The organism is Acidiphilium sp. 34-64-41 (assembly GCF_002282635.1).
GTDB classification, from domain to species: Bacteria; Pseudomonadota; Alphaproteobacteria; order Acetobacterales; family Acetobacteraceae; genus Acidiphilium; species Acidiphilium rubrum.
Genome location: NZ_NCJX01000066.1, coordinates 1 through 25,826 on the forward strand (window position 1 = coordinate 1; position 25,826 = coordinate 25,826).

Genomic DNA, 25,826 nt, shown 5'->3' on the forward strand with positions numbered 1-25,826 from the left:
CCATGATGAGGGCGAAGCGGTCGAGCAGTGAGATCGTCAGAGGGGTTGGGGCGGTGCGCACCAGGGGAGATAAGCATGGTGGGCGGGGGGTGAGAAAGGAAGAAAGCACTTCTTTTTTGAAAAAAAGAAGCAAAAAACTTTTGGTGCTGTGGGTTCGGGGCGGTTTTATCGGCTTGGGGTAACGCTGTGCAGAACGTATGTGGGCGGAGCATTGTGGGATGTCGGCGAGGCCCATGAGTCTGGTCGGACGGGACACTTCGTTATGCGCAATTCGCCTGCTCATGGCAGGTCGATGACGTCACCGGAACAGGGATGAACAGGATCGCGTCGGGCGTACGTAAATTGCTGGTCATAGGGCACCGCCTAATCGGTCAGGAGATTGACCGCGTCATCGCTGCCCCCGTCGATGACGCGTGGCGCAGGTTGCGGTGCCGCCGTTCGATGCGGCGGCGGGGCGAGCTGGCTGGTGCCGTGAGGGGGGCGTTATGGCCAAATCCGCGCGAACACGCCATCCGGCACTTCGAAAGTGCCCTTCGGCGCGCCGTGATACCATTGTTTGGGGAATGGCACGGGGTGCTTTGCATCGGTGATCGGGAGGCCGCCGCCCCAGACGTTGAAGATGATCGCGAAGGCGATTGGGCCGCCCTGGATTTTTACCGGTGGCACCGCCCCGGCCACCGCCTTGATCCGCTCGATCAGGGCTGGTGGAATGTGGTTCTGCCCGGTTACCACCCAGGCGCGCGATTCGAGGCCGGGTTTGACGCCCATGACCAGGGATGCGGTGACGCCGTGCTGCGGGGGCATGGCATCGAACAAGGCGGCGAGGCTTGCGTCGAGTTGTTTGATATAGGCGGCGAGGGGCGCCGCGGCGCCGACGCGGGCGACCAGGACGGGATTGGGTTGATAGACGACGATCGTTTGCTGGTGGAACGCCGCGGTGTCCGCCAGGTTCGGCGCGCCGGCCGCCGGGTGGACCGGGAATTCGAATGTCAGCGGGCGATCGGGCATGCCGGGCAGGAAGGGGCCGAAGTTGACGTTGATCAGATGATTGATGACCGCGGCATTGTCCGCCGGAGGCAGGGCGCCCTTCGCGACGCCCGCTTTTTGCACGTAGCCTTGCGGTGTGACGACGGCGAGGGCGGCAAATGGTGTGGTGACCCCCGCCTGGGCGAGGATGGCGTTGAACGCGCGATCGTGATGGAGTTGGCGTACGATCGCGTGGGCGTAGGCGGCCATTGCCTGCGTCTGGGCCGATGGCGTTGGGTTTTGCGGGGCGATCGGCTGGCTTGCCGTGCGGGCGGTGGGGTGCGGCGCGCAACCGGCCAGGGTAGCCAATATTGCGGCGCCGGGCAGGAGGATCGCGCGCCGGATTGGCGAGGATTTCTTGTTATGGGTTTTGTTTGTCATTGTTGGTTCCATTTTCAATCGGCGCGCGGCGCGTAAATTGTGGGAAGATCATAGTCGATGGTTAGTGGGTGTATGGAATGACTAACCGTGTTTGAGCTTGTAGGGGAGGAAATTGCCTTGCGGGCCGCGCGCGAAGGCGTGGACGTAGCAGACCCCATTGCCGCGGATGAAGGCCTCGCCGACCCGGTCGAAAAAACTGCCGGTGTAGGGGCGTGGGGGCTCGTTGCCGGCGAGGATCAAGTAGGTTTGGCCGGATTTCGCGGGCAGAATGAATGGTATTTTACATGTGCCGCCAGGGAGAAAACCGAGGTAGATGAATAAATCGTACTGGTCGGCGGGGATCGAGACGGTTGTCTGTGATTGTTTCTGGGCGTCGCCGTTCAGAATTGTGGCGGTGTTGCCGGTTCTACGTGAGACAGGCATCCATACCTTTGTATCTCAGCCTGGGTCGCATCTTGACCGTTTCCGTACGCAGCGCCGGCACGCGCAACGCGTGGAAGGCCTTACTGGGCGGACTATCGGACTATTTCCAAACTGACCGGCTGCCGGAGCTTGGTAGAGGTGGTAGGGAGCGGAAGAATACTCTATCCTACGATTACTGGTGCAGAATATCCTCATTCGTCCAAATAATCTCTGACACAAAAGCCACCGAATGCTTGAACAGCCAATTGTCCCCTTTCTTTAGAATATGGCCAATTCCGCCAACCGAGGTCAGGTCATAAAGTGCCTCATAATACTTTCCGTCGGTACCTGCCCCAAGCGAGAGCCTGATGTCCGGGCGTGACTTTTTGAACACCGATGGCAGGTGCGGCGAACTACTGCCGGTATATTCAATTGCGAAAATAATTGTGACGATATTATCAGCCGTGCCGATTCGCGCCTGGTAAATTCCCGCCGTTTGACCGCCAGACGTCAAGCATTCCACACCAGGAAATTTCTGAAGCAGGTAAGCGTATACGATCCGTTCGACACTCGACCCTACCGAGGCACGGTAAAATGCGTGTGGCTTCGGATTGTTGCCTAAAAAACGCTCCTCCAGCTTCATGCCGAATTTGCCGGCCTCCTCCACATTCAGCGCGCCTAGTTGCCGACCTGCTCCGGCTGCGATACCTACCAGTACATCATTGAAATACAACGCTAAACGCTGTTGATCTTCGGTAATGACGCTGGCGAAGCTGTGGGTGTAGGAGACGGCACGAGCCATAGTCGGATCCTCGAAGATAAACTGCCTGTTAGATTATGCATAGTTTTCGGCCGGCGCAAGAGAGCCTTTCATCAGAAATATTTTGATTGGCCGACCAGTGAAATTTATAAAAGTTTTTTGCTTCTTTTTTACAAAAAAGAAGTACTTGCTTTCACTTGCCTGACTTGATCACGCCGCAGGCGGTGGTGTGATCTGGCGGGCGCGGAGGCGGCGGATGCGGCGGGCGTCGGCGTCTAGGATCAGGAATTCCAGGCCTGAGGGGTGGCGGAGGATTTCGCCGCGGGTCGGGACGCGGCCGGCGAGGGTGAAGACGAGGCCGCCGACGGTGTCGAGGTCGGTTTCGCGTTCTTCTTCGGTCAGGATGTCGCCGTAGCGGGCGATGAAGTCTTCGATGGGGAGGCGGGCGTTGAGGTCGATGCTGCCGTCTTCGCGTTCGGTGATCATCGGGCCTTCGATTTCGTCGTGTTCGTCATCGATGTCGCCGACGATGGTTTCGACCAGGTCCTCGATGGTGACGAGGCCGTCGACGCCGCCGTATTCGTCGATCACCAAAGCGAGGTGGATGCGGCGTTGGCGCATTTGCAGCAGGAGGTCGAGCACGGATGGCGCGCAGGTTGAAGGCTTCGGGTTTGCCGGTGTAGCCGAGGACGTCCTTGACGTGGACCATGCCGAGGATGTCGTCGAGATGTTCGCCGAACACGGGCATGCGGGAGTGGCCTTCGCGGCGCATCTGGTCGATCGCCTGATCGAGCGTGACGTCGGCGCGCATGGCGATGATGTCGGCGCGGGGGATCATGACGTCGTCGGCATTGAAGCCGCGCAGGCGCAGCACATTGGCGATCAGAGCGCGTTCCTGGCGGTCGAGCCCGGTGCCGCCGCCGTCTTCGGCGTCGATTTCGGCGTTGGCTTCTTCCATGAGTTCGCCGATCTGCTGGCGCAGATCGGGCTGGTCGCGGATTTTGTGGAGGAGTTTGGTGAACCAGCTACCGCTCATCGAAATCGTCTCCTGCGGAGCCGATGACGATGATCGGTCGTTTGGCGCGCAGCCGCCACGCCAACCCTGCGCGCGGTCATGACTGGTGCTTCCAGGGGTTCGGAACCCGGAGTTTGGCGAGCAGGCGGGATTCCATGCGTTCCATGCGGCGGGCTTCGCCGGCGGTGTGGTGGTCTTCGCCGGCGAGGTGCAGCGCGCCGTGGATGATCAGATGGGCGAGGTGGTGGGCGGGGCGGCGGTTTGCGGCGGCGGCTTCGCGCAGGACGATGCCGAGGGCGAGGATGATTTCGGGCGGGGTTTCGTAGGTGAGGACGTTGGTGGGCTTGTTGCGACCCCGGTCACGCGCGTTGAGGCGTTTGACGGTGGTATCGTCCGACAGGATGATGGTCGGGTGGCGGCCGGCGATGGTGAGGGCGCGGGCGATCAGGCGCTCGGGCGATTTGACGTGGCGGCGCCAGGCCGGGTTGGCGACGATGATCTCCCCCCGCGCCGGCGGAGCGGCGTGGGGGGGCTTACTGTAAGGTTCGGAAGGCTCCATCAGTGACCGCGTTCGCGCTCCTGCTGGGCGGTCATGCGCTGGTCGTAGGCTTCGACGATGCGGGCGACCAAGGGATGGCGCACGACATCGCCCACGCCGAAGCGCGCGATGCCGATGCCGGGCACACCTTCGAGCGTGTCCAGCGCATCGGCCAGACCCGAGCGCGCGCCGGTGGGCAGATCGATCTGCGTGAGGTCGCCGGTGATGACCATGCGGGTGCCTTCGCCCATGCGGGTGAGGAACATTTTCATCTGCACGGGGGTGGTGTTCTGGGCTTCGTCGAGGATGACGAAGGCGTGGGCGAGGGTGCGGCCGCGCATGAACGCGAGGGGGGCGATTTCGATTTCGCCGGCGGCCATGCGGCGGGTCATGAGGTCGCCGGGGAGGAGATCCTGCAGCGCGTCGTAGAGCGGGCGGAGATAGGGATCGACTTTTTCCTTCATGTCGCCGGGCAGGAAGCCGAGGCGTTCGCCGGCTTCGACCGCGGGGCGGGAGAGCACGATGCGGTCGACCCGGCCGGAGATCAGCATGGCGACGGCCTGCGCGACGGCGAGATAGGTTTTGCCGGTGCCGGCGGGGCCGATGGCGAAGACCATTTCATGCTTGGCGAGGAGTTCGATGTAGCCGGTCTGGCCGGGGCTGCGCGGGCCGACGGCGCCCTTGCGGGTGCGGATGGCCGGCAGGTCGGACAGCGGCAGGCGGGGATCGGCGGCGGGGTCGACCAGGCGGGCGGCGGCATCGACCTCGGCGGCGTCGATCGCTTCGCCGCGGGCGAGGCGCTGGTAGAGCGAGGAGAGGGCGATTTCGGCGGCTTCGACCTTGCTGGGTTCACCCGAGATCGAGACGCGGTTGCCGCGGCAGGCGACGCGGACGCCGAGGCGCTGTTCGATGCGGGCGAGGTTGCGGTCGTGGTCGCCCACAAGAACGGATAACAAGCCGTTGTTGTTGAAGGTTAAAGTGCGGGATAGCGAAGCCTGTGGCGCAATGATCTGGCTCAAGCTGCGATTTGCTCCTGGTTGAGTGTGGCCATGAGGGAGTTGGGGTTGGCGGATGTGATTGTCACGGGATGAATGCTGCCTTGGGCGAGATTGGCGTGTTCGACCACGACGGGTTGCAGGTAGGGCGAGCGGCCGGCGATCTGGCCCGGGTGGCGGCCGGGGCCGGTGAACAGGACATCGAACCGCTTGCCGACCTGGGCGCGGTTGAAGGCGTGCTGCTGGTTGCGCAGCGTTTCCTGCAATTCCATCAGGCGGGCGTGGGCGAGCGGGGCGGGGATTTGGTCGGGCGCGTCGGCGGCCCGGGTGCCGGGGCGGCGGGAGTAGGTGAAGCTGTAGGCGAGGGCGAATTCGACCTCGCGCACGAGGCGCATGGTGGCCGCGAAATCGGCATCGGTCTCGCCGGGGAAGCCGATGATGAAATCGGACGAGAAGGCGATATCGGGGCGGGCGTTGCGGAGTTTTTCGACGATGCGGCGGAAATCGTCGGCGGTGTGGCGGCGGTTCATCGCGGTGAGGATGGCATCGGCGCCGGATTGTACGGGCAGGTGCAGGAAGGGCATGAGCTTGGGGTTGGTGCGGTGGGCCTGGATCAGGTCGTCGCTCATGTCGCGCGGGTGGGAGGTGGTGTAGCGCAGGCGGGCGAGGTCTTGCAGGTCAGCCAGCGTTGCGAGCAGGCGGGAGAGCGGCCAGATTTTGCCGTCCGGCCCTTCGCCGTGCCAGGCGTTGACGTTCTGGCCGAGCAGGGCAATCTCGCGCGCACCGCCTGCGATCAGGCGGCGGGCTTCGGCGATGATGGCGGCGACGGGACGGCTGGCTTCGGCGCCGCGGGTGTAGGGGACGACGCAGAAGGTGCAGAATTTGTCGCAGCCCTCCTGGATCGCGAGATTGGCGATCGGGCCCTGGCTCGACTGGGTCTCGGGCAGGAAGTCGAATTTTTGTTCCGCGGGGAAATCGGTGTCGATCACGGCGGCGTGTTTCGCTTCAACCGCGGCGATCAGTTCGGGGAGTTTGTGGTAGGCCTGCGAGCCGACCACGAGATCGACATAGGGGGCGCGGCGGAGGATTTCAGCACCTTCGGCCTGGGCGACGCAGCCGGCGACGGCGATCATCATGCGGCCGTTGCGGGCGTCTTTCACCGCGCGGAGACGGCCGAGGGCGGAGAACAGCTTGTCGGCGGCGCGCTCGCGGATGTGGCAGGTGTTGAAGATGACCATGTCCGCATCGTCGGTCGCGACTTCGCGGTAGCCGAGGGGACGCAGCAGATCCGCCATGCGGAGGCTATCGTACGCGTTCATCTGGCAGCCCCAGGTGACGATGTGGAGCGTGCGCAAATTCTGGTTGGTCGCGGCGATGGGGGTGGTTTCGGTCATTCCTGATCATCCGGGCGTGTCATCTGCCCGTCGATGTGCCGAGTTGCCGGTGCGGTCAAGCGCGCGGTGATGATACCAGTCCCGATTTCATGATCATACTATCGCAGACATTGTGTAGAGTCTGTCAAGCGGTTTCATGCGACAGGATTGTGACGGGGTATGGGTAGTGCTGGCGGGCTGGGAGGAGGGCGGCGCGCAATCCACGCCGTTGAAACCGGCAATGCCCCAGTGCAAAAAAGTTTTTTGTTTCTTTTTTACAAAAAAGACGTCTTTCCCTGTCTACCCGGCGCGCCCTTGCCGCAACCGTGCCGCCTCGGTGGCGATATGGCTTTCGAGGTCGGCGGCCAGGGCTTTGCGGCCGATATTGGCTTCGACCGGGGTGCCGAGGACGATGCGGGCGCGCCAGTTGTGGCGGCCGAACTGGGCGTAGTGCGAGGCGATCTCCATATCGCCGTACCAGGCGATGCGGGGGCGGTTGCGCCGGCAGATCGGCAGGCCGTCCATCTGGTCGTAGACGATGGTGATGGGCTGGACGATCGGGTTCGACGGATCGTTGGCCAAGGCGAGGAAGGTCGCGTGGAATTTCATGACGCGCGCGCCATCCGACGTGGTGCCTTCGGGGAACAGGATCAGGCTGTCGCCGGCGGCCAGGCGGTTTTGCATGTCGTTGCGTTCGCGCCCGGTGTTGCCGTGGCGGCGCGAGACGAAGATGGTGCGGCCGGCCTTGGCGACGAGGTTGATGCCGGGCCAGCGGGCGATTTCGCCCTTGGCGACGAAGCAACCGGGCAGGACGGCGCCGAGGGCGACGATGTCGAGCCAGGAGCTGTGGTTGGCGATGAACAGGACCGGGCGGGCGCCATCGGTGGCGATGGTGCCGGTGACGTCGAGTTTTACGCCGAGGATGCGGGCGACGCCGGACCAGTAGAGCAGCGGGATGCGGCGCTTGGCAGTGCCGGACAGGTTGATCAGCACGAGCTGGAGGGGCAGGAGCGCCAGTGTCCAGCCGATAAAGGCGACGAGGCGGGCCAGCATGCGGAGCTGGCCCAGACGGTCGTTTTGGGCGCTCAGGGTGCGTCCCCGCGCAGCATGGTGCGCAGGTCCGCGATGATCGGACCGGGATCGACGCCGAGGGTTTCGCGCAGGACATCCGCCCAGTCGCCGATGTCTTCGACTTTGGTGGGGTTGTCGCGCAGGAGTTCGCGCTTGATGAACGGGTAGCCGGACAGCAGCAGGTGGCGCCAGAGATCGGACGTGGGGTTGAGCGGCTTGCGCCGAGCGATGGCGTCGCGCAGGCGAAGGATGTGCAGCCAGCGGGTGAGATCGAGCGGGTCGTTGCGCGCGCCGGCCGCGCCATCGCCATCGAGGTAGCCGGCCAGCTGATCGCGGGTGATCTGCTTGGTCAGCATTTCGTAGGGCCAGAGCACGGCGACGCGCATTCCGGCTTTGATCATCGCCTGGGTCATGCCGACTTCGTATTTGCCGATGACATAGGCTTTCGAGGGTGCGGGAATGACCTGCTGCCAGAATGTGCGGAAGGCGGGCGCGCGGATGGCGCGCGGGCCGAAGGCGACGAAATAGGATTGCAGGTGATAGCGACGCTGCCAGCTTTCGGTCAGGCCCCAGACATCGGCATCGGTGTAGTCGAGCCGGAGCAATGTCGCTTCCAGCGGGCGGACCGGGCCGAACACGCTGTCGTTGACGATGATGATTTCCTCGGTTTCGGGTTGGGGCAGGTTGAGGGTTTCGATGCCGTCGCGCCAGCCGCCAAAATCGTAGCCGATGTTGCGCCGGATCAGCACGCCGGCGCAGAGGGTGAGCAGGCGGGCCTCGGCGTTGGGCTCGATTTTGCCGGCGTTGGTGATGAACACCACCGAGCGGCCGGATTCCGCGAGTTGGGCGATGTAGGTGAACAACGCCTCGCGCACGCGGCCGCCGCGATCCCAATGCAGGAACAGCACGATTTTGGGACCGAGCACGATGCCGGTGGCCGGTTTGCTGACGATGACCTGATGCGGGCTGCGCAGACGACCCAGCACGCCGGCGACTGTGAAGATGACGGCGGCGCGGACGGCGCTGATGCCCAGCCAGAGTCGACGCAGAATACTCGCCATCGGCCGGTGTTATCCTTTGAGTTCGAGGGCGAGATCGTCTGGTGCTGCGCCATAGCGATCGAGCATGGCGCGGCCGAGCGCGTTGGCTTCGGCGGCACGGCCGGTCTGATGCAGGGCGATGAGTTCGCCGCGCAGCGATTCCCAGAACAGCGGCGGTGCCGCATCGCCCTGGGTCAGTTCGGCGGCGAAGCCCCGGCGGACCGCGGCGAAGGCGGCTTCGGCACGGTGGGGTTGCGGCGGGTGTTGCAGGTCGAGCACGCCGAGGGCGAAGCCGGCACCGCGCAGGGCATCGGTCGTCGCTTTGGCGTAGTTGGTGAAATCCGGCTCGATCCTTGGGCGCAGCAGCGCGGCTCCGGCGAAATCGCCCCGGTTGACCGCGGTGACGAAGCCGCGCAGCGCCAGGTTTTTCACGCGGATGGGGTCGGCGTGGTCGGTCTCCAGCGCATCGAGCAGGGCGGGGACGGCAGCGGTGGCGTGATCCCCGATCGCGAAATGCGCCTCGGTTGCGATCAGATCGATCCGGCTGGCGGGGTCGAGCAGCGCGTAATCGATCAGCGCGATCAGGGGGCGGGCTTCATCGAGCCGGCCGAGGTGGATCAGGCGCAGCGCGGCCTGCGCCCGGGCATCGGCCTGGGCTTCTGGCGACAATCCGGGCAGTTGGGCGAGCAGGGCGGGGACCTCGGCGGGGTCGCCGGCCACCAGGGTCAGGGCGATCAGGGCAATCGAGGCGTCGACCGCGTCGTCATCGATGGTGATGGCGGCCCAGGTATCGATCGGGGTGGTGGCGCGCAGGGTGGTGGCGTCGTCGTAACGGCCGCGGTTGACCAAAGTGACGAAGGCACCGAGCGTGATCTGGCGGCGGCGTGCGGCGTCGATGTCGATGGTTGCGATGCGGCGGGGGGCTTCGGCCGGGTCGCCGGTGACCAGATCGAGGATGGCGAGGCCGATGATCGCATCGCGGCCGACAGCGTCGTGGGTGGTGTCGGGTTCGGGCGCTGCCAATTGGACGATGGCTTGGGCGGTCGCGTAGGCTTGGGCGTCGCTGTAGCGCGCCGCGTTCACCAGGCGGGAGAAGGCGCCGATCAGGATGTCGCGGCGGCGCTGCTCGTTGATTGCGAGTCCGGCGAGGCGGGTGGGCACGTCCAGCGGGTCGCCGGTGGCGAGGTCGAGCAGGGCGAGGGCGAGGCGGGCGTTGCGGCCGGCGGGATCGTCGCGCGCGACGGCGCGGCTGACGATGTTTTCGGCATCCGCCATGGTGATCGCCGCCTCGTAGCGTCCGGTATCGACCAGGCGGCAGAAGGCTTCGAGCAGGATGGCGTCGCGCCGGGCGGGATCGAGCGGGATCGGGCGGAGCAGGGCCGAGATGGCGGCGGGGTCGGCGGCGCGCGCGATCGCGATGGCGATCGCGTTGCGTGCATCGGTTGCGGCGGGGTCATCGCCCGCGGTGCATGTGGCGGTGACCTGGGGGACGTAGGGCAGCGCCTCGGTGAAGCGCGCGCGGTTGACCAGGCGGACGAAACCACCGCCGAGCAGGGTCGGGTAAGCGGGATCGGCGGGGCCGAGCGCCTCGGCCATGGCGATGGCGGCGAGCGGATCGCCATCCGGTGCCAGGGCAAGCTGGGCGATGACGATTTGGGCGTCGCGCCGGACGCCGTCCGGCAGATCGGGCGGCGGGGTGGTGAGGTGTTCGCGGGCGAGGAGGTCGCGCGCGAGGGGGGTGGCGCCGGCATTGGTGAGTTCGATGACGCCGCGCCAGACGATGGCGGCGCGTTCGGCGGCGGCACCCGCGATGGTTTGCAGGGCGGCGAAGCGGGGCAGGGCTGCGGCGTCGCCGCTTCGCGCGGCTTCGATCGCCGCTTCGGCGATGCCGCGCCATGATAGTTCCTCGGCGAGACCGTCATTCAGGGACAGGCGGGCGAGGGCGGCGTGCAGAGTGCTGGCGGCGGCGCTGGCGAGCAGGAACAGCGGGGCGGCGCGATCGCGCGTGGCGGGATCGGCGCGGAGGCGGCTCGCTTCGGCGTAGAGGATCATGCCGAGGTTGAGCGGCATATGGTCCTTGAGTTCGGCGAGGCTGAGGGGTGCGAAGGCTGGCGGCAGGGCATCGATCGTGTCGAGATCGAGGCCGAAGCGAGCCTGGATGGCGGGCCAGAGCCGGTCGCGCATGGTTCTGGCGGCCGGCCAGTCGAGGTCGATTGCGGCTTCGAACAGGGCGCGGCCGGCGAAGCCGAGGCCGAGATCGGTCGTGGCTGGGATGTGTGCGGCGCGGGTGGTGAGGTAGGTGCGGAAGCGGCGGCGCTGCAGTTCATCGTCATCGATCAGGGCGTCGTCGGTCGCGCCGGCGTAGGCGACCAGGGTGAGGCCGTCGTGGCCCATCACGGCACCGGTGAAGCCGGCGCGGTCGAGCAGGCGGCGCAGGCTGGTCGCGGTCTGGAACACCATGTGGATGCCGGGTGCCAGGAGTTGGACCAGGGCGGCTTCCGGGGTTTCGCGGGTGATCGCGGCGCCATCCGGCGTGGTCAGCAGCAGCAGACCGCCGGGGTTGAGCCGGGCGCGGATGGCGGCGAGGAGGTCGGCCGGGGTTTCGACGTGTTCGATCACCTCGGTCGCGGCGATGACGTCCCATAACGCCGCTGCGGGATCGGCCTGGGGGAAATAACCGTCGTTGATGGTGATGCTGAGATCGGCCGTACCGAGGCGCGCCATCGGCGAGGGGTCGATGCCGAGGCCTTGCCAGCCGAGCGCGTGGATTGCGAAATCGAGGCCGAAGCCATAGCCGCAGCCGATTTCGAGGAAGCGCGTGCCGGCGGGGCGGGCGATGCGGCCGATGGTTTCGGTGATCGGCACCAGGCCGGCGCCCTGCTGGATGTGGAACTGGTGCCAGCCCCAATCCATCACGTCCGGATCGTGGTAGTTCGGCACGTCGAGCGGTGGGTAGAAACGCGCGGTGCAGGCAGGGCAGGCGAATACCGGCTTGCGGTCGCCGCCTTTCAGTTTCGGCGCGGTCCAGGCGACATCGAGCAGGTGCGGTTTGGCACCGGACGCGCCGCAGTTCGGGCAGGGCCGTTCGTACGGCGGTTGTTCGGTGTCCGGCCAGATGACGCGGATGGCGGGCGGCGGCGGTTGCGGCAGATCCATGGCGCCTTCGCTTCCGGCCGCTGGAGTCAAGCGAACAGGGCCGGCATGCGGGCGCGCAGGGCTTCGGTCAGCTCGTCGCGGCGGGCCCAGAGCGCGTGGTACCAATCGGTGCGGGCGCGGATCTGGTAGGCGAGCATGCGGTTGTCGCTGATGTCGGCGCGGGCGGCATCGGCGAGACGCTTGGCGGCTTCGGGGTAGGCGAGCAGGCGGAGCAGCTGCATGCGCAGATGATCGGGGCTGCGGAACAGCAGGCCGTTCTCACCCTCGCGGATGCTGGCATCGTAGACGGTGGGGCTGGCGAGGGAGACGACGCGCGCCGCACTCGCTTCGATGAATTTCAGGTCGGATTTGGCGCGGTTGAACGCGGTATCGGCGAGCGGCATGAAGGCGATTTCCGAACTGGCCAGGGCGTCGCGATAGGTTGCGTAGTCGCTGGTTGGGATGAAATTTTTATTGGTGGTGTCGAGCGCATCGAAAAAGCCGCGATCGTGCAGCACGGTGACGGCGAGGCGGGGGCCGACGGCGCGCAGCACCTCGTTCAGGACCGGCATGTAGGGCGCCCAATCGTCCTCGCGGTTCAGCGCGCCGAAAAACAGGGTCATGCGCTCGGGGTTGGCGAAGTTGCGCGGGGCGGCGAGCTCGGTGATCGCGTTGGGGAAGACGGCGATTTCGGGGTTGTATTCGGTGAGCACGGCGGCCAGCGCCTCGGTGCTGGTCTGCACCGCGTGGACGGCGGTGAAGGTCAGCAGGTCGGCGGCCGCGATGCCGCGCTGTTCGAGGAAGCCGGGGTGATCGTCGAACTCGGTGACGACGAGGTAGCCGCGCTCGATCAGGCTGCGCACGCGGGCGAGACCGGGCTCGCCGATCAGCAGCGGGCGGTGCAGCACGGCGATGTGGGGCGCGCCATCGAGCACGCGGTTGAGCTCGCTCTCGGGTTTGATCGCGGTGATCAGGGAGGGGTCGGTCGCGAGGCCGCGGATCGGGTCGATCACCCGCACATCGGACACGCCGCCGACCGGCGGCAGCATGGTGGCACCCAGCACGAGGCGGGGGCGGGGCTGTTTCTTGGCGCGCCAGATGAACTGGATCGGAGTGGCGCGGTTGCGGTAGTCGTTGGGATCGACGCCGAGGCTGGCGAGCGCGGGGGCCATGGCTTCGGTGAAGCGGGTGGCACCGTCGGGATCGGCGGCGCGGGGGCGGACATCGCACAGGGCGAGGCCGGCGCGTTCGAGGGCGGCGCCCATGGTGCGCGGGGTGAACCAGCGCAGGTGGGTGCGGTCGAGCAGGCCGATGTCGTCATAGTCGAACTCGCCCTTGAGCAGGCGATAGGTGATGCTCCAATGCTCGACATTGGGAAAGCAGACCAGCACCGTGCCATCCGGGTTGAGCAGCTCGGCATGGCGGGCGAGGACGGCCCAGGGATCGGCCAGATGTTCGAGGACATCGCCATAGACCAGGCAATCGACGCCTTCGGAGAGATCGAACGGGAAGGGTTCGGTCTGGACGTCGCAATAGGCGGCTTCGGTGAGGCGGGTTTGCGCCATGGCGACGGATTCGCGGTCGATATCGACGCCGAGCACGCGCGCGCGGGGATTGCGGCGAAGATAGGCGGCGCCGATCGCGCCGCCGCCGCAACCGATATCGATCACGGTGCGGGCGGACAGCGGGATCGCCATCACCAGATCGGGGTTGGCATAGTCGGGATAGGCGCCGACCATCGGCAGGCCGTGGGGATCGAGCCGTTCCGGCGCGGTGGTTACGTCATCCATGCTCATTGATCCTCATCCGTCTCGGGGTCCACCGTCGCGTCGCCGGTCGGCCGGCTGCCGCGACCAACGCCATGATACACGAAACCGGCCGCGCGCATCGCCGAGGGGTCGAAAATATTGCGCAGATCGACGATGACGCGCCCCGGCATTGCCTGGGCGAGGCGGGCGGGGGCGAGGGCGCGGAATTCGTTCCACTCGGTCATCACCACCAGCAGGTCAGCACCCGCGATGGCCTGCGATGCGGTTTCGGCAAACTGGATCGAGCCGGGGAGCAGGGGCTTGGCGGCCGCCATCGCGGCGGGGTCGTAGGCGATGATGGTGGCACCGGTTTCGGCTAATGCCTCGATGGCGGGGATGGCCGGGGAATCGCGCATGTCGTCGGTCTCGGGTTTGAAGGCGAGGCCGAGGATGGCGATGCGCTTGCCGCGCAGGTCGATCGCCGCGGCATCGATGATGCGGCGGCCGAGGCCGGCCTTGCGGGCTTCGTTGACGGCGACGACGGCCTCGGTGAGGCGGCTGGGCGCGCGGGCGTCCTGCGCGATGCGGGCGAGGGCGAGCGTGTCCTTGGGAAAACACGAGCCGCCGAACCCGGGGCCCGGGTGGAGGAATTTGCGGCCGATCCGCCCGTCGAGCCCCATGCCGCGGGCGACGTCGTGCACGTCGGCGCCGACCGATTCGCAGAGATCGGCCATCTCGTTGATGAAGGTGACCTTCATGGCGAGGAAGGCGTTGGCGGCGTATTTGATGAGTTCGGCGGTTTCGAGGCCGGTCATCAGGATGGGGGTTTCGATCAGGTTGAGCGGGCGGTAGAGCGCGCGCAGGATTGTGCGGGCGTGCTCGGTCTCGGCGCCGACCACGACGCGGTCGGGGCGCATGAAATCGCCGATCGCGCTGCCTTCGCGCAGGAATTCCGGGTTGGAGGCGACCTCGATCGCGAGATCGGGGCGGAGTTGGGCGGCGAGGGCGGCGAGTTTGCGGCCGGTACCGACCGGGACGGTGGATTTGGTGACCAGGACGGCCGGATGGTCGAGCGCGCGCAGGACCTGTTCGGCGGCGGCGAAGACATAGGTGAGGTCGGCATGGCCGCCGCCGCGACGCGAGGGGGTGCCGACCGCGATGAAGACGGCTTCGGCGCCGGCGATCGCCTCGGGCAAGGCGCCGGTGAAGCTGAGACGGCCGGCGGCGCGGTTGCTGGCGACCAGGGCTTCGAGGCCTGGTTCGTAGATCGGCATTTCGCCGGCCAGCAGGCGGTTCAGGCGGGAAGGGTCGGTTTCCGCCACCGCGACCTCGACGCCGAATTCGGCGAAACAGGCGGCCGAGACCAGGCCGACATAGCCGCCACCAATGATCGCGATTTTCAAGCCGGGGTTACTCCTTGAGAACGGTGGGCGGGATGGTCGCGGCGGCGTCGCTGAGTTTTGAGAAAGCGTGTCGAAAACAGGTTACAAGGCGTGTTCTGGCAACCTCCATCCCCGGTTGCAAGGGGTTGGGTTGCGATCGGTGAATGTGTTGTTTTGTGACCTGCTGCATGGATGATTGCTTGCTCAATTTATAACCGTTTCACGAAATCGTGACTATGAATTGGACGTTATGCTGTAACAATGCGTTAAAATTCAGTCGTTGTATCTCGTCAGGGTCTAATTTATGGCAGGGTCATGACCGTAATCGGCTCGCCGCGTAAACGTGCCGCTGAGATGCGCCAGACGGCCATGAACGTGATCGCCGTGACGAGCGCGCCGGTGCTGCTACGCCTTTCGCTGGGTCGATGGCCTTGTAACAGTGAGCGTGATGCATTCCGGCGGGGGTTCATCGACCGTTCCGTGCGATTGCCGGCGCTCGTGCGGGCGCTGAGCTCCGTGAGCGATGTGTGCAATCTGATGGGCTACGCAATGCGGGCAGAGCGGGGCACCGCGGAGGCACCATTGTCGCCCTTGCAGGGTGATATCCTGACCGTGTGGACCGGACCCAAACTCGGGTTCCTCCACCTTGAGAAATGCGGCGGGGTCGCTGTGATGCGCTGGCTCGCACCGCAGTTTCACCCCGAACAGATCGACCCCGACCCGCTGCGTGCAGTGCCGCCACAGAATTTTTACCGCGCGCCCGCCGGGATCGGGCGTGACGTGGCACGTTACGCGCTGCTGTGGGGGCATTTCGGGCTGCCGGCCCTCGAACGAATCGATCCCGACCGGTTCAAATTCACCTTTCTGCGCGAACCCCGCGCGCGGCTGGTCTCGATCTATCATTTCTGGCGCAGCGTGCGGCCGGATGTGATCGGCGACGTCGCCAACGACCCGTTGATGGGCGCGGCCCACCGGCACGATCTGCTCGGGTTTCTGCGCGATCCGGAACCCTCGCTTCGCGATTACCTTGATAATTTCTATGCGAGACGATTGACCGGCCGCTATAGGACCGGCGCCGCCATCGATCCGCTCATGGCCGATCCCGCAGCCTCACTCGCCGCCGCGCGCAACGCACTCGCTCGGCTGGACTTCGTCGGAATCACCGAAACAATGGACGACTCGGTGCACCGACTCGCCATGCTGATCGGCGCCAAACCACCCGATCGCCCGGTGCGCGGCAACGTCACCGCCGAAAATCACGTCGAATCGGCCGATTATTTCCGCCAGGCCGAACGAACCCCCATAACACCCGAAATCCAGGCCGAACTCGACCGGCTCACCACCCTCGATCGCACCCTCTACGCCGATGCCCTCGCACGACACCGCACCCCACACGCACGGGCCGCAGAGTGATGACTGCAGGGTTGGGGGGGATGGTGCTTTTTTCAGCAAGCAAGGCGGGGGCTTTCCCTCCGGAGCCATTCCAGCGATGAAGAGCATCGCTGGAACCTTCGGCTCCTCCGCCCCCTCGACCCCCGCAGCGATCACTTTGTGACCGTGCTTGCGGGGGTGGGTGATCTGCGCGACGATGGGGGATGATCGCGCGCGAGCTTGTTCTCGATCCTGACATGATTTTGCGGGCTTATCGGCTGGGGATGTTTCCGATGGCGGAGACGCGGCAGTCGCGGAGTTTGCATTTTCTGGACCCGGAGCGTCGTGGGGTCTTGCCGTTGGGTGGATTTCATGTGCCGCGGCGGTTGTTTCGGACGATCAGGACGACGCGGCTGGAGGTGGTGGCGGACCGGGATTTTCGCGGGTTAATCGGGTTATGTGCGGCGGCGCGGGCGGTGCGGCCGGAGACGTGGATCAACCGCGAGATCGAGCGGTTGTTCGTGGCGTTGCATGATCTGGGCCATGCGCACAGTGTCGAGGTGTGGGATGGTGCGACGCTGGTGGGCGGGCTGTATGGGCTGGCGATCGGCGGGGCGTTTTTTGGCGAGAGCATGGTGTCGCTGGTGCGGGACGCCTCGAAGATTGCTTTGGCGCATCTGGTGGCGCGGTTGCGGTTATGTGGGTTCAGTTTGCTGGATACGCAGTTTTTGACCGAGCATCTGGCGCGGTTCGGGGCGCGTGAGGTGTCGCGCGCGGCGTATCATGGGATGTTGGCGGAGGCGGTGGCGCGGCCGGCGGGGTGGGTGGCTGACCTGGATGCTGCCACAATTCTTGCGGATATCGGTGCCATGCTGGCACGTGACCATGATCGGGAAGATAGCGTTTGATGAAGAGAATGCGGCGGTTTTTAGCTGGGTTTGCGGTCGTGGGGCTGGCGGTGGTCGGGTGGGGCGGTTTGGCGCGGGCGGCGGTGCCGCGGTTGCTGCCGGACCATGATGTGATGGGGGTGTATCGGATCAGCCAGCCGGGGCGTCAGGCGACGGGGGTGACGGTGTTGCTCGATCTGGCATCCGGTTCGGCGCATGTGGTGGTGCCGCAGATGCATGCGGTGGTGGCGGTGCCGGGTTTGTCGGGGCTGATCAATAAGGTGCTCGATGAGAACGGCGCGCATTTCACGCCGTTGGGCCAGGCGCGGATCGCGGGGCATGCGTGCACGCGGTATTTGGTGTTGAAGCGCAAGGGCGATGGTACGGCGTGCATTACCCAGGGTGGTGTGGTGCTGGCGGCGACCGGCAAGGACGCTCGTGGTTCGATGAGCGTGACGGCGCTGCAGGTTGCCGATGCGCCGCAACCGCCGGGTGATTTCGTGTTGCCTCAGGGGTATTCGAGTATTTCCTTGCCGCCGCAGATGTTGGCCCAGTTGCTGGGCGGTTGAAACGCGAGGCGGTTGCGCCTGGGTGAGGGCTGCCCTTGCGCGGATCTGGAAGTTGCGTCATGAGATAATCCTATCAATGGGTTCGGCGCGAGACTTGAGCCAAGTCGGTGCTGCTCCTTGATCCTCCCATTCTATCCAGGCGGTATTTGCAGCAGGATAGTTTTAACCACCCAGGGTTGCGTTGATTATTCCGGCGCCGCCCCACGAGATAAGGACCGATGCACGCGCTTTTTGTCGCTTTTCCTCAAACGACGCCCTGTTCACGGGTGTTTGTTGCGACCAGCGCCCCGGCCCTTCGCCATGATTGACGTTTTTATTCTTTACTTCACACCCAATCACCCGCGCCTGCACGCTGGCGACCGTATGGTCCCGCCGCCGGCGCGCAGGAGTTCATGTTTCGATGACCAAAACGATGCTGATCGATGCCAGCCACGCGGAAGAAACCCGCGTGGTGGTGCTGGATAACAACCGACTCGATGATTTTGATATCGAGACGGCCGACAAGAAACAGATCAAGGGCAATATTTATCTTGCCAAGGTGATCCGGGTCGAGCCGAGCCTGCAGGCCGCTTTTGTCGAATATGGCGGCAATCGCCACGGGTTTCTGGCGTTTGCCGAAATCCACCCCGATTATTATCAGATCCCGATTGCTGATCGGCAGAAGCTGCTGGCGATCGAGGCCGAGGAGGCGCGCCGCCGCAGCGAGGCTGAGGATGCCGAGGATGCGCGGGCTGGTGCGCCGCGCGCGCAGGCGCTGGAGGCCGGACGGGCCGCGGTGATTGCGGAGATCCCGATCGGTGATGCGCCGCCGGCGATGATCGATGCGGCGATCGCGGATGACGCGCTGGAGCAGACCGAGGGTGAGGGCGAGGGCGAGGCTGATCGGATCGATGATCATGCCGAGCCGGATCATGTTTCGGGTGCGGCCGCCGCGATCGAGGCGGAGCTTGCCAGCAACGGGCCGCCGCCGGAGGATGGCGAGGTGGCGCCGGCCGAGCCGCCCGAGCAGGTTGGCGGCGGTGACGACGGTGCGGATGAGGCGCGCGAGCGGCGCCGGATGCGGGCGTTGCGGTCGTACAAGATTCAGGAGGTGATCCATCGCCGCCAGATCATTCTGATCCAGGTGGTGAAGGAGGAGCGCGGCTCGAAGGGTGCGGCGCTGACCACGTATATTTCGCTGGCCGGGCGGTTTTCGGTGCTGATGCCGAATTCGCCGAACGGGGGCGGGGTGTCGCGAAAGATTACCTCGGTTGCGGATCGTCGCCGACTGAAAGAGGTGATGACCGAGCTCGATATTCCCGACGGCATGGGCATGATCGTGCGGACGGCCGGGGCGGCGCGGCCGAAGCCGGAGATCAAGCGCGATTGCGAATATCTGCTGCGGTTGTGGGACGATATTCGGGAAAAGACGCTCGCCTCGATCGCGCCGGCGCTGGTGTATGAGGAAGCGACGCTGATCAAGCGGACGATCCGCGATGTGTATACCCGCGATGTCGATACGCTGCTGATCGAGGGCGAGGAGGGCTACCGGACCGCGCGTGACTTCATGCGGATGCTGATGCCGACCGCCGTGAAGAAGGTGGTGCAGTGGAACGACCGCCAGCCGCTGTATGCGAAATATCAGGTGGAGCAGATGCTCGACCAGATGTTTCAGCCGACCGTGCAGCTGCGCTCCGGCGGGTATCTGGTGATCAACCAGACCGAGGCGCTGGTGGCGATTGATGTGAATTCGGGGCGGGCGACGCGCGAGCGCAATATCGAGGATACCGCGCTGCGCACCAATATGGAGGCCGCTGAGGAGGTGGCGCGGCAGTTGCGGCTGCGGGATCTGGCCGGGCTGATCGTGATCGATTTCATCGACATGGAAGTGCGGCGCAACAATGCGATGGTCGAGCGCAAGCTCAAGGATGCGCTGAAGAACGATCGGGCGCGGATTCAGGTGGGGTCGATCAGTCATTTCGGGCTGATGGAGATGAGCCGCCAGCGGCTGCGGCCTTCGATTTCCGAGACCATGCTGATCCCGTGCCCGCATTGTGCGGGTGTCGGGCATATCAGAAGTACGGCGAGCACGGCGCTCGCCGTGTTGCGCGCGATCGAGGATGAGGCGGCGCGGCAGGCGGCCGAGATTGCGGTGCATCTGGTACCGGAAGTGGCGCTGTATATTTTCAATCACAAGCGTGCGCAGCTGGCGGCGACCGAAGCGCGGTTCGACATGGTGGTGCGCTTTGTCGCCGACGGTGTGGTGCCGGCGGAATTCAAGGTCGAGAAGCTGCGCAGCCATACGGCACGGCCGATCGAGGCGCCGGTGACGCGCCAGGCCGAGCCGGTGGTGAGCGCGCGTGACGATGAGGATGAGGCGGCGGACGAGGCCGATGACGAGAGCGTCGGTGAGACGGTTGCGGGCAATGCCAGCGCGGGTGGTGATGCCAAGACGGCGGACGAGGCTGAGCGTGGGCGGCGTCGCCGGCGTCGTCGTCGTCGGGGTGGCCGGCGGGATGATGCGGCACCGGCACCGGGTGCCGAACAGCCGGACATGCCGGAATTGCCCGACGAATTTGCGGCAAGGCTGGGTCAGCCGGTATCGCCGCGGGCCGAGCCGTTTGGCGAGGGTGATGGCGTTGCGGTGAGTGCCGGCGAGGATCAGGCGGTTGCGGCACCGGTGCGTGACGAGGCGGTGCCGGAGACGGTGGTTGCAGCGCCAGCCGAGGTTGCGGTTGCCGCGGTCGCGGTTGAGGGTTCGGCGGACCTGCCGGTTGCGGCTGAGGCTGGGGTCGCGGATGCTGTCGCGCCTACGGTCGAGAAGCCGAAGCGTCGGCCGCCGCGTCGGCGCCGGACGGCTGGGGATGCCGAGGCGCCCGCGGCGCCGACACCGGTGTTGCCGGTGTTTACCGATATCGCCGATATTTTCGAGGCGGCCGAGCAGGCCGAGGCACGGGTGGTCAAGCCGCGGCGGGCGCCGCGTGCCGCGGCCAAGGCGATCGTGCAGGAATCGCTGATTGCGGCGACGCCGGAGCCGACTCCGGAGCGGGCGCCGGCGCCGGTGCGTGAGCCGGAACCGGTGCCGATGCCGGCACCTGAGCCGGTTCATGAGCCCGAGCCGGAGCCCGAGCCCATCAAGGCGGCTGCGGTGAAACCGGTGATGGTCGATGCGGTCGAGCCGCAGGCGGCACCGAAGCGGGGCTGGTGGAAGCGCGGCTGAGCCGTATTTCGCTGATGTGACGATGTGGAAAACCCCGGCCGGGTCTCTCGGCCGGGGTTTTTCGTTCGTGGCTTGCGAGGAAAGCATAGGTAGTTGTGTCGCTCGGCTTGAACAACTGAAAGTTGAACATTACGGTTGATTCCGAGAGACTTCAGGAGTCACCATGAGTTCGACCTTGCAGATCATTGGGCCGGCGGCGATCGATCTGATCGAGGGGACGACGCTTGCCAGCCTCGATCTGTTGCCGCCGGGCGGGCTTGCGGTGAGCGACAGTAATGCCGCTGCGTCAATCAGCGTGACGCTGGGTAGCAGCCTCAGTCTTTCGGCCAGCAGCGCGGGCGGGGCGACCGTGATCGATTCCGGCGGGGCGCTGACGTTGAGCGGGGGGTTGGCCGCGGTTAATGCGGCGTTGGCGAGCCTGATACTGACCGGCACGGCGGCGGGGGCGGCGACGCTGGCGATGACCGCGAGCGATGGCACCGCGAGCGCGAGCACGGTCATCGGGCTGGAGACGCTGCCGGATAGCGCGCCGGCGTTTGTTGCGCCGGCCGCGAGCCTCGCGCTGGTGGCAGGGGTTGGTGCGTCGGTGGGGCTGACGTTGGCCGATGATCCGGCTGTGGCGCTGGGTTTGCTCGGCGCGGCATCGGAGGGGTTGAGCGTTACGCTGCTGGCCTCGTCCGGCGTGCTGTTGCTCGACCCTGGCGTGGCGCCGGGGATCGGGATTGCCGGGGACGCGACCGGGGCGTTGACGCTTTCGGCCACGAGCACCGAGTTCGCGGTCCTGGATGCGGCGCTGGCGGCGGTCAGGCTCGATGCCGGGTCGGGCGGGTCGTTGCGCTATATCGCGAGCCAGACCAGCGGGCCCTTGGCGCTGACCGATACCTCTGGCAGTCTGAGCTATACGACCACCGGGACGATCGGGGCGACCGCCGAGAGTTGGGCGGGGCAATCGATCGGGTGGCAGACGGCGGCGGCGTGGTCCGGCGATGCGACGCCGGGGCTGGGGACGGATGTGACGATCGGCGGCACCGCGACGGTGCTGGGCTTTGGCGTGGCCGCCAGCCTGAGCGTGGCGCAGGGCGCGGTTGTCGATGTCGAGGCGCAGATCGGCCTGGCGGCGGCGACGCTTGCGAGCGGGAGCACGCTGGTGCTGGGGGTTGCCGCGGTTTCGGTTGCGGGGAGCCTGGTGCTCGATGCGGCGACCATCGCGATCGGTGCGGCGGGGAGTCTGGCGGCGGGTGCCGTGTCGGTCGGGTCGGCGGGTGCGTTGATCGATTTCGGCACGGCGGTGTTGGGCGGCATGGCGGTGGATGGGGCGGCCTTGCTGCCGGGCGGCGTGCTGCTGGATGGGCCGATCGGCATGGGATCGGGCGGGTTGATTGATTTCGCGGGCAGTTTGCAGGCGGATAGCGCGGCGCCATCGGTTGGGTTGACCGCGATTTCACTGGCGGCCGGGGCGACGATTGCCGGGGCGGGTACGCTGATTGCCGGCAATTTCAGTTTTTCGGACAATATTGCCGGGCCGGGGACGATTGTTGCGAGCGGTCCGACGGCGTTCGAGGTGCTGGCCGGCAGCGTTGGCGGTGGCGTGCATTTCGTGATCGATCCCGGAGCGTCGCTCGAATTCGGGGCGGTTGCGCCGTTGTATGGCGTGTTCAATGCGACGCCGGTGACGGTGGGCGGCGATGCGACGATCAGTTTCGCCCCCGGCGCTTCGGCGGGGCAGGATGCGACCGGTTATGCGAGCACGCTGGGCGAGCAGGGCGGCGTGCTGGTGATCGATAATCCGGAGAGTTTTTCCGGCACCATTCTGGGATTTCTGGCGGGCGAGCGGATTGTGCTCTCGACCCTGTCACCGGCCTCGGTGTTCAACGTGACGACCAATTCCTTCGAGGTCGAGGGGTCGGTGATCGGCAATGCGACGCAGAGCGCGATCGTGACGCTCCATGCCAGCCTGGCCGCCGGGCTGACGCCGGTGATCGAGACCGATGCGGCGGGGAATGCGGTGATCGGGCTGCGTGCGGCCAGTGCGGTGCTGGATTTGAACGATACGGCCGCGAGCCTTGCGGTGATCGATGCGGTCAATGGGGTGGCCACGCCGATCGAGGGGCTGGGCGTGCTGGTGCCGAGCGATGGGTCGGCTGGGTTGGTGCTGACGATTACGGCGAGCCATGGGCTGATCGGCGATGGTGGCACGACGGGGAGCGCACTCACGCTGAGTGCGACGAGCGCGCTGGCGTTGAACACCGATATGGCGGCGCTGAACTATACCGCGCCGGGAAGCGGTACCGGCGATGTGTTGAACTTCAGCGGTTCGGCGGGGCTGGCCGGGCTTTCGGCCGCGATCGCCATTGATATCGGAGCGGCGGCGACGCTGGGGTTTGCGGGCGCGAGCGGTGCGTTGTTCGATTCGGGCAGCGCCTGGAACAGTGGTGCTGCGCCGGCGGTGGGGGATGTCGCGGCGTTTTCCAGCCATCAGGGCGCGCCGTTGCTGGTCGGTGGGGTTGGGGCGGCGAGCGAATTGTCGATCGGCGGGGCGTATGATTTTGCCGGTGCGCTCGACCTTGCGGGCTCGGCAGGGGTTGCGCTCGAGATTAGCGGTGGCGGCTTCGCGCTGTTCGATGCCGATGCGGTGGTAACGCTAGGTGCTTCGGCGGTGATCGGCGATGTGGGTGGCGCGGGAACTCTGGGGATTGCCGGGACGGTGTATGCGCCGTCGGATACCATCGTGGTGGGCGGCGTGGCGGGGGCGGCGGGCAGTGTGCTGGATATCACCGGTAACCTGCTGCTGGCGCAGGCGCTGGATTTGGGTGGTGGTGCGGCAGCGACGCTCGATGTGACCGGTAATGCCGGGTTTGCCGCCACTACGCTGGGCGGGGCTGGTGCGCTGGACAGCGGGTTGATCCGCGCGGGCGGGGCGGCGACGCTGGCGCTCGGGGCGCTGGATATTGTGGCGGGCACGCTGGCGCTCGATGGGGGCGCGACGGTCAGTGCGGCGGCGGTGACGCTGGGCAGCGGGTTGGTCAGCCTGGCCGGTCAGAGCGAACTGGTCGCCAATTTCGGGCTTGATATCAATGGGGGGTCGCTGGCGGTCGGCGCGGCGGCGGTTGCCAATTTGTCGCCCGGGACGCTGGTCATCGGTGCGTCCGGCGTGCTCGATCTGGCTGGTAGCCTGAGCGTGGGCGCGATCGGGCAGGCGGGGGCGGCGACGATTGCGGGCGGCAAGGCGGTGGTGAGCGGTGCATTCAGCCTGGCTGGGGGTGCGGTGCTCGATATGGCGGCGGCGACGCTGGCGGTGGGCAGCCTGACCCTTGCGAGCGGGGCGACGCTGAGCGGGAGCGGGGCGATCGGCGCGGCGGTTGCGGGGGTCGATCTGACCACGATCGATGCGGGCGGGGTGATCGAGGCGGTCGGCGGCAGCCTGACGCTGGGCGGCGCGCTGGTCGGCGGCGCCACCATTGCGGCGGGGGCGGCGCTTGACCTGGTGGGTGGCGCGAGCGGCGGCACGCTGAGTTTTGCGGGCGGCAGCTTCGCGGGAAGCGACGCGATGCTGGTGGTGAACGATGTCGCGGCGATGCAGGATGCGGTGGGGAATTTCGCGAGCGGCGATGTGATCGATCTGATCGGGATTGCGCCGTCGCTGGTCAGTGTGACGGGCGGGTTGGTGCATGTGGGCACGCAGACCGAGTTCGCGCTAACGGCGGCGAGCGGGGCACCGGCGGCGGCGGTGGCGGCGGATGGGCATGGCGGCAGCTATATCAGCGCGGGGGGGGCGATGCCGTGTTTCGTGCGCGGTAGCAGGATTTTGACCGGGACGGGGTATCGGCCGGTGGAGACGCTGCGCCCGGGGGACCTGGTGGTGACGCGGGATGGCGGGGCGCAAGCGATCGGGTGGATCGGGTGGCGGACGATCGATCTGGCGCGTGATCCGGCGGCGGCGGTGCTGCGCCCGGTGGTGATCGCGCCGGGCGCGTTCGGGCCGGGGCGGCCGCGGCGGGCGCTGGCGCTCTCACCGCTGCACGCGATTTTCCTGCACGGCGTGCTGGTGCCGGCGGTTCTGCTGGTCAATGGCGCGACCATCACGCGCGATGAGCGCGGGTTTGCGGTGACGTATTATCACGTCGAGCTCGATCGGCACGCGGTCGTGCTGGCCGAAGGGCTGGAGGCCGAGACCTATCGGGATAATGGCAATCGGGACCGGTTTCTGGCGCAGTGTGGCACGCCGGGTGTGCCCGTTGATGCGTGCGCGCCGCTTGTGGTGGGCGGGGCATCGCTGCGGGAGGTGAGGGCGGATCTGCATCGCCGGGCGGGCGCGCTGGGGTATCGGGTGGTGCATGGGGCGGTTGCGGCGGCGCGGATCGATGGGGTGGCGGCGCCGGTGGGGGCGCGGCGGCATGGCGGGCGGCTGATGTTTGATCTGCCGGTGGCTGCACGGCATCTGGCGCTGGATTGCCGGAGCGGGATGGCGGCCGAGACCGATCCGGCTTCGGAGGATCGGCGCCGGTTGGGGATTTGCGCCGGGGTGCTGCGGGCGGATGGGCGGCGGGTTGCGGTGTGGCACGGTGGCGGATGGCATGCGCTGGCGCCGGGAGATCGGGGGTTGTGGAGCACGGGGCGGGCGATGGTGCATCTGCCGCGCCCGGCCCGGCGGATCAGCATCGATCTGCTCGGCAGCGTGCCACGGTGGGAGCGCGATCCGGCGTTTCTGGAGGGCGGGTTCGCGGGGAAGGAAAGGGCTTCTTTTTTGTAAAAAAGAAGCAAAAAACTTTCTGACTCGGGGGCGCGGGCGTTTTCATCGGCACGGGCCCAAATTAACAAAGTTTTTTTTGCTTCTTTTTTGCGTGCCTATCCGGTTAAGTCAGACACCCACTACATGTGGGGTGGACCCATGCTCCCGAATAAAGCTGGGCATAGGTTGGCGCCTCGGCGCCGCC

The 25,826-nt window shown here is 66.3% G+C and carries 17 protein-coding genes and 1 pseudogene; 5 read left to right on the plus strand and 13 right to left on the minus strand.

Going from position 1 to position 25,826, the window contains the following annotated elements:
- The 13 genes and pseudogenes from B7X49_RS13170 to B7X49_RS13230 form a co-directional block, all read right to left on the minus strand.
- On the minus strand, window positions 1-235 hold a 235-nt coding region (locus B7X49_RS13170), incomplete at its 3' end, for a hypothetical protein (RefSeq protein WP_286839712.1).
- 248 nt (window positions 236-483) lie between these two features.
- On the minus strand, window positions 484-1,407 hold the full coding sequence (locus tag B7X49_RS13175; RefSeq protein WP_286703763.1) for a hypothetical protein: 924 nt from the start codon (window positions 1,405-1,407) through the stop codon (window positions 484-486).
- A gap of 81 nt (window positions 1,408-1,488) precedes the next feature.
- Complete coding sequence (locus B7X49_RS13180) at window positions 1,489-1,830, minus strand: hypothetical protein (protein ID WP_286703764.1); 342 nt, start codon at window positions 1,828-1,830, stop codon at window positions 1,489-1,491.
- A 172-nt stretch (window positions 1,831-2,002) separates the two neighbouring features.
- Window positions 2,003-2,611: a hypothetical protein gene (locus B7X49_RS13185; protein WP_286703765.1), complete on the minus strand. Its 609-nt coding sequence runs from the start codon at window positions 2,609-2,611 to the stop codon at window positions 2,003-2,005.
- A gap of 168 nt (window positions 2,612-2,779) precedes the next feature.
- Window positions 2,780-3,605 (minus strand): annotated as a pseudogene (locus B7X49_RS13190) (hemolysin family protein).
- A 76-nt stretch (window positions 3,606-3,681) separates the two neighbouring features.
- Window positions 3,682-4,143: an rRNA maturation RNase YbeY gene (gene ybeY / locus B7X49_RS13195; RefSeq protein ID WP_286703767.1), complete on the minus strand. Its 462-nt coding sequence runs from the start codon at window positions 4,141-4,143 to the stop codon at window positions 3,682-3,684.
- Window positions 4,143-5,141, minus strand: a complete 999-nt coding sequence (locus B7X49_RS13200; RefSeq protein ID WP_286703768.1) for a PhoH family protein — start codon at window positions 5,139-5,141, stop codon at window positions 4,143-4,145. Before B7X49_RS13200 ends, ybeY begins: the two co-directional genes overlap by 1 nt.
- Window positions 5,138-6,511 carry a tRNA (N6-isopentenyl adenosine(37)-C2)-methylthiotransferase MiaB gene (miaB, locus tag B7X49_RS13205; protein ID WP_286703769.1) on the minus strand — a complete coding sequence of 458 codons (1,374 nt, stop codon included), beginning with the start codon at window positions 6,509-6,511 and terminating at the stop codon, window positions 5,138-5,140. The genes B7X49_RS13200 and miaB overlap by 4 nt, the downstream gene beginning before the upstream one ends.
- 279 nt (window positions 6,512-6,790) lie before the next feature.
- Entirely contained in the window at window positions 6,791-7,543 is a 753-nt protein-coding gene (locus B7X49_RS13210) for a 1-acyl-sn-glycerol-3-phosphate acyltransferase (RefSeq protein ID WP_286704655.1), read from the minus strand.
- A 32-nt stretch (window positions 7,544-7,575) separates the two neighbouring features.
- Complete coding sequence (locus B7X49_RS13215; protein ID WP_286704656.1) at window positions 7,576-8,622, minus strand: rhamnan synthesis F family protein; 1,047 nt, start codon at window positions 8,620-8,622, stop codon at window positions 7,576-7,578.
- Between the two features lie 9 nt (window positions 8,623-8,631).
- A complete protein-coding gene (locus B7X49_RS13220; protein ID WP_286839717.1) occupies window positions 8,632-11,757 on the minus strand; it encodes a class I SAM-dependent methyltransferase in 3,126 nt (1,041 codons plus the stop codon).
- 26 nt (window positions 11,758-11,783) lie between these two features.
- Window positions 11,784-13,526: a methyltransferase domain-containing protein gene (locus B7X49_RS13225; RefSeq protein ID WP_286704659.1), complete on the minus strand. Its 1,743-nt coding sequence runs from the start codon at window positions 13,524-13,526 to the stop codon at window positions 11,784-11,786.
- Between the two features lie 2 nt (window positions 13,527-13,528).
- On the minus strand, window positions 13,529-14,887 hold the full coding sequence (locus B7X49_RS13230) for a UDP-glucose/GDP-mannose dehydrogenase family protein (RefSeq protein WP_286704660.1): 1,359 nt from the start codon (window positions 14,885-14,887) through the stop codon (window positions 13,529-13,531).
- 294 nt (window positions 14,888-15,181) lie between these two features.
- Between B7X49_RS13230 and B7X49_RS13235 the strand changes: the two genes are divergently transcribed.
- The 5 genes from B7X49_RS13235 to B7X49_RS13255 all read left to right on the plus strand — a co-directional run bounded on the left by B7X49_RS13235 (window position 15,182) and on the right by B7X49_RS13255 (window position 25,642).
- The gene (locus B7X49_RS13235) at window positions 15,182-16,279 is read left to right on the plus strand and encodes a hypothetical protein (protein WP_286704661.1); all 1,098 of its coding nucleotides are present in this window, start codon (window positions 15,182-15,184) and stop codon (window positions 16,277-16,279) included.
- Window positions 16,280-16,461: 182 nt separating this feature from the next.
- Window positions 16,462-17,145, plus strand: coding sequence for a leucyl/phenylalanyl-tRNA--protein transferase (gene aat, locus B7X49_RS13240; protein WP_286704662.1), 684 nt, complete (start codon window positions 16,462-16,464; stop codon window positions 17,143-17,145).
- Between the two features lie 8 nt (window positions 17,146-17,153).
- Complete coding sequence (locus tag B7X49_RS13245; RefSeq protein WP_286839721.1) at window positions 17,154-17,693, plus strand: hypothetical protein; 540 nt, start codon at window positions 17,154-17,156, stop codon at window positions 17,691-17,693.
- Window positions 17,694-18,093: 400 nt separating this feature from the next.
- Window positions 18,094-20,892, plus strand: a complete 2,799-nt coding sequence (locus tag B7X49_RS13250) for a ribonuclease E/G (protein WP_286704664.1) — start codon at window positions 18,094-18,096, stop codon at window positions 20,890-20,892.
- Between the two features lie 163 nt (window positions 20,893-21,055).
- Entirely contained in the window at window positions 21,056-25,642 is a 4,587-nt protein-coding gene (locus B7X49_RS13255; protein WP_286704665.1) for a Hint domain-containing protein, read from the plus strand.
- Window positions 25,643-25,826 lie beyond the last annotated feature (184 nt).

What these genes read in the sequence shown, in the direction of transcription:
- B7X49_RS13185 (WP_286703765.1), bottom strand. Translation starts at nt 2,611, where the DNA reads ATGGCTCGTGCCGTCTCCTACACCCACAGCTTCGCCAGCGTCATTACC.
- B7X49_RS13220 (WP_286839717.1), bottom strand. Translation starts at nt 11,757, where the DNA reads ATGGATCTGCCGCAACCGCCGCCGCCCGCCATCCGCGTCATCTGGCCG.
- B7X49_RS13255 (WP_286704665.1), top strand. Translation starts at nt 21,056, where the DNA reads ATGAGTTCGACCTTGCAGATCATTGGGCCGGCGGCGATCGATCTGATC.
- aat (WP_286704662.1), top strand. Translation starts at nt 16,462, where the DNA reads ATGATCGCGCGCGAGCTTGTTCTCGATCCTGACATGATTTTGCGGGCT.
- B7X49_RS13215 (WP_286704656.1), bottom strand. Translation starts at nt 8,622, where the DNA reads ATGGCGAGTATTCTGCGTCGACTCTGGCTGGGCATCAGCGCCGTCCGC.
- ybeY (WP_286703767.1), bottom strand. Translation starts at nt 4,143, where the DNA reads ATGGAGCCTTCCGAACCTTACAGTAAGCCCCCCCACGCCGCTCCGCCG.
- B7X49_RS13235 (WP_286704661.1), top strand. Translation starts at nt 15,182, where the DNA reads ATGACCGTAATCGGCTCGCCGCGTAAACGTGCCGCTGAGATGCGCCAG.
- B7X49_RS13175 (WP_286703763.1), bottom strand. Translation starts at nt 1,407, where the DNA reads ATGACAAACAAAACCCATAACAAGAAATCCTCGCCAATCCGGCGCGCG.
- B7X49_RS13250 (WP_286704664.1), top strand. Translation starts at nt 18,094, where the DNA reads ATGACCAAAACGATGCTGATCGATGCCAGCCACGCGGAAGAAACCCGC.
- B7X49_RS13245 (WP_286839721.1), top strand. Translation starts at nt 17,154, where the DNA reads ATGCGGCGGTTTTTAGCTGGGTTTGCGGTCGTGGGGCTGGCGGTGGTC.
- B7X49_RS13225 (WP_286704659.1), bottom strand. Translation starts at nt 13,526, where the DNA reads ATGGATGACGTAACCACCGCGCCGGAACGGCTCGATCCCCACGGCCTG.
- B7X49_RS13210 (WP_286704655.1), bottom strand. Translation starts at nt 7,543, where the DNA reads ATGCTGGCCCGCCTCGTCGCCTTTATCGGCTGGACACTGGCGCTCCTG.
- miaB (WP_286703769.1), bottom strand. Translation starts at nt 6,511, where the DNA reads ATGACCGAAACCACCCCCATCGCCGCGACCAACCAGAATTTGCGCACG.
- B7X49_RS13180 (WP_286703764.1), bottom strand. Translation starts at nt 1,830, where the DNA reads ATGCCTGTCTCACGTAGAACCGGCAACACCGCCACAATTCTGAACGGC.